Source organism: Microbacterium umsixpiens (assembly GCF_053543675.1).
Window position 1 is genome coordinate 1 of sequence record NZ_JBLVOH010000140.1, and the last position, 3,443, is coordinate 3,443.

Here is a 3,443-nt window from a genome sequence, read left to right on the forward strand (position 1 = left end):
TCGAGCCGACCGAAGCGGGCGACGACCGCGGAGACGACCTGGTCGACGGAATCCGGGTCGGTCACGTCGAGCTCCATGGCCACCATCTCTCCCGGCGCTTCGTTCACCAGCGTCTGCAGGCGCTCGGCGCGACGACCGGCCGCGACCACGATCGCCCCTTCATGAGAGAGGGCGAGGGCGGTGGCCCAGCCGATCCCCGACGACGCACCGGTCACGAGCACGACTTTGCTTCTGAGACTGCTTTCCATCTGCTTCTCCTGATCTTTTCTCGGACGCCAATGTGACCGCGAACCACGTCGCCCTGTGACATCTCGGACGGGCTGTTCGCTCGAGGCTTGTCACAACCGGGGTGCCCACCCGGTCTCTGCTGTCGACAGCGCGATATCGCGCCCCACGACCCGGAAGGTGAACATGTCGACCATCAGCGAGCAGGCATTCTCCCTCACCGACGCCGAGCGACGGCGCGAATCATGACCGATGAGACGCCCGACCTCTCCGCCCTGAACAGCGCGGTCGGCACGGAGCTGTTCGTGCTGCAGTCGGCGGCGAGCTCGACGATCAGCGAAGCGGGAACGCGCAGCTCCATCTACCTGTCGACCCTGTCCAGCGGTCTGGTGGCCATCGGGTTCGCCGCGAACTCGCCCGCGCTGATCGGAATTCTCGCGTTCACCGTCCTGCCGGCGATCTTCGCGCTGGGATGGTTCACGGTCGTGAGACTCGTCGACACGAGCGTGGAGAACATCACTGCGCGTCGACGCATGGAGCGGATCCGCGAGTACTTCGTCAGTCTGCATCCGAGGGGTCCCGAGCTGATCGCGCTCGACACGCCCCAGTCCGGCGAGCTCGGGGTGCGGTACGCGCGCTCCTCGTTCCTGTTCACCATGGCCAGCATGGTCGGCGCGGTGAATGCCGTACTCGGCGGTGCCCTCGTGACCCTGGCGCTCGTCGGGGTCTTCTCCGTCTCCGAGCTGCCCGCCCAGACCGCGGGCATCGTCATCGGTGCGCTCCTGCTGACCGCGACCCTGATCTACGAACGCCGGCGCATCCGGGCTGCCACGTGAAAGTTCTCCGACCGTTGTCACACTTCGAGGTGCTGTCCGGTCACTGTTGAAGAGAATCCCCTGCGCGCACGGCGCGGGACCCAGGAACGGAGCGAGCGAGATGCGGATCGTCGTGTTGGGTGGGACCGGCCAAGTGGGCCGGATGGTCGTCGAGAGACTCGAACGTCGAGCTCAGGCGGTCGTGGTGGCTGCGCCGGCGAGCGGCGTGGATGCGCGCACGGGGCAGGGCCTCGATGCGGCGCTCGAGTTCGCGGATGCCGTCATCGACGTCACGAACGCCCCGGACGTGTCGGGTGCTGCCGCACGCGAGTTCTTCGAGACCACGACGCAGCGTCTGCTGGAGGCGGAGGAGCGCGCGGGAGTGAAGCACCACGTCGTGCTGTCGATCGTCGGCGCGGATCACGCCGGGGAAGACGGCTACTTCGCCGCCAAGGGCGTGCAGGAGAACCTCGTGCGGTCGGGGCCGATCGCCCACTCCATCCTCCGATCCACGCAGTTCTACGACTTCGCGCGGCAGATCGCCGAGTGGAACACCGCACAGGACACGGTGCATCTTCCTCCGAAAGCGGTGCAGCCCGTCGCGGCATCCGACGTGGCCGAAGCGCTCGTCGACCTGGCGATGGGTGATCCGCTCGGCGGCGCGGTCGACTTCGGCGGCCCCGAGCAGATGCCTCTGCCGGACTTCGTGCGTCGGGTACTCCGCGTCGACCATGACCCGCGCTATGTCGTCGAGGACGCGGAGACCACTACCCTGGGCTTCAACATCTCCGGAGACCTGCTGCTTCCTCGGTCTCCGCTGCGTCTCGCGTCCACGACCCTCGATACCTGGGTTCACGAAGAAGGCCGACGCCTTGTCGCAGGACTCCGATGAAGACAGGGGGAAGGGCGTGACGATGGCCGACAGCGGATTCGGCGAGGCCGCCGACCTCGACGAGGCGGTACGGATCTTCGACACGCACCGCCGACGACTCTTCGGCATCGCGTACCGGATGCTGAGCACGGTCGCCGATGCCGAAGACATCGTGCAGGAGACGTGGATCCGCTGGCAGAACACGGATCGCAGCAAGATCCAGGAACCCGTGGCGTTTCTGACGACGATCACCACCCGGCTCTCGATCAATGTGCTGCAGTCGTCGCATTCGCGGCGGGAGACGTACATCGGCCCGTGGCTTCCCGAGCCCGTGAACACCGATGACGATCCGGCGCTCGGCGCCGAACGGGCGGAGGCGCTGCAGTTCGCGATCCTGTTGACGCTCGAGAAGCTCACCCCGACCGAACGGGCGGCGTACATCCTGCGCGAGGCGTTCGACTATCCGTACCCGCGCATCGCCGAGGTGATCTCCAGCAGTGTCGTGAGCGCGAGGCAGCTCGTCAGCAGGGCACGGGCGCACCTGTCGTCCACGCGCAACGCCCACGTCGACCCGGTGGCGCAGCGTCGGCTGCTCGAGGCGTTCCTCACGGCCGCCCAGAAGGGCGATGCCCACGAGCTCGAAGCCCTCTTCACGGCCGATGTCGTCAGCTACACCGACGGCAACGGCACCAAGCTCGCCGCCCGCATCCCGGTGGTGGGTCGCGGGCGCGTGGCGCAGTTCGTCGCGGCGTTCGCGCACCACTTCTGGATCGGGAAGACGATCGACTGGGTGCAGGTGAACGGCCAGCCCGCGGCCACCCTCGTCGAGGACGGCGAGGTCACGACCATGGTCACGGTGACCACGTCGAGCGAGGGCATCCTGCAGCTGCTCTGGGTGATGAGTCCGCAGAAGCTCGGGCACGTCAACGCGGTCACCGCATGACCCGCAAGCACTACCCGGCGTGGCTGCGCCGGCGCCGTCATGATGCTGCCGATGCCGACACCATCGAGACTTTCGGAAGTGCACTCTGCGCACTGGACGAGGACGCGATCCGGGCGCTGCTCCACCCGGAGGTCGTGGTGGTCATCGACAGCGGCGGTCACGTTCCGACCGGTCCGATGCCGGCGACGGGGCCGGAGGCGGCCGCGTCGGAGCTGCGTGCGCTGATGACGCCCGGGACCTTCATCGCCACCGCGTCGATCAACGGTGTGCCGGGCCTCACGCTGGTTCGTGGGGAGCGCATCGTCGCCGCGCTCACGGCCGAGATGCGATCGCATCTGCTGTCCAACATCTGGATCGTGTGCAACCCCGACAAGCTTCGGCACTGGAATCGATAGGCACGTCCGCGTGCGGTGACGCTTCTCCGCCCGTCAGGGGATCGGCACCGCGCGGTCGGCGCCGAGGCGCTTCATCACCATGGTCGAGGTGAGCCGCTGCACGCCGGGGAGCGCTCCGAGGGTGCTGTCGTAGAGCTCCTGGTACGCGCTCATGTCGCGGGTGAGGATGCGCAGCATGTAGTCGGGGGGGCCGA

Annotated in this window: 6 protein-coding genes; 4 read left to right on the forward strand and 2 right to left on the reverse strand. The window is 67.6% G+C overall.

The window, feature by feature from the left end; translation table 11 throughout:
• A partial coding sequence (locus tag ACNPM4_RS14055) for an SDR family oxidoreductase (protein ID WP_448986063.1) occupies positions 1 to 248 on the reverse strand: 248 nt, incomplete at its 3' end.
• 222 nt (positions 249 to 470) lie between these two features.
• Here ACNPM4_RS14055 and ACNPM4_RS14060 point away from each other — a divergent pair.
• From ACNPM4_RS14060 to ACNPM4_RS14075, 4 genes are all read left to right on the forward strand, one after another.
• On the forward strand, positions 471 to 1,061 hold the full coding sequence (locus ACNPM4_RS14060) for a hypothetical protein (protein WP_448986064.1): 591 nt from the start codon (positions 471 to 473) through the stop codon (positions 1,059 to 1,061).
• A 100-nt stretch (positions 1,062 to 1,161) separates the two neighbouring features.
• Positions 1,162 to 1,932, forward strand: coding sequence for an SDR family oxidoreductase (locus tag ACNPM4_RS14065; protein ID WP_272953122.1), 771 nt, complete (start codon positions 1,162 to 1,164; stop codon positions 1,930 to 1,932).
• Between the two features lie 22 nt (positions 1,933 to 1,954).
• Complete coding sequence (locus ACNPM4_RS14070; protein ID WP_448986065.1) at positions 1,955 to 2,854, forward strand: RNA polymerase sigma-70 factor; 900 nt, start codon at positions 1,955 to 1,957, stop codon at positions 2,852 to 2,854.
• Positions 2,851 to 3,249 carry a sigma-70 family RNA polymerase sigma factor family protein gene (locus ACNPM4_RS14075; protein ID WP_448986066.1) on the forward strand — a complete coding sequence of 133 codons (399 nt, stop codon included), beginning with the start codon at positions 2,851 to 2,853 and terminating at the stop codon, positions 3,247 to 3,249. Before ACNPM4_RS14070 ends, ACNPM4_RS14075 begins: the two co-directional genes overlap by 4 nt.
• 33 nt (positions 3,250 to 3,282) lie before the next feature.
• Here the strand turns inward: ACNPM4_RS14075 and ACNPM4_RS14080 are convergent.
• On the reverse strand, positions 3,283 to 3,443 hold a 161-nt coding region (locus tag ACNPM4_RS14080), incomplete at its 5' end, for an Lrp/AsnC ligand binding domain-containing protein (RefSeq protein WP_448986071.1).

Bases quoted from the DNA above. Each gene is read 5' to 3' on its own strand.
- ACNPM4_RS14060 (WP_448986064.1), top strand. From the start codon at position 471: ATGACCGATGAGACGCCCGACCTCTCCGCCCTGAACAGCGCGGTCGGC.
- ACNPM4_RS14065 (WP_272953122.1), top strand. From the start codon at position 1,162: ATGCGGATCGTCGTGTTGGGTGGGACCGGCCAAGTGGGCCGGATGGTC.
- ACNPM4_RS14070 (WP_448986065.1), top strand. From the start codon at position 1,955: ATGGCCGACAGCGGATTCGGCGAGGCCGCCGACCTCGACGAGGCGGTA.
- ACNPM4_RS14075 (WP_448986066.1), top strand. From the start codon at position 2,851: ATGACCCGCAAGCACTACCCGGCGTGGCTGCGCCGGCGCCGTCATGAT.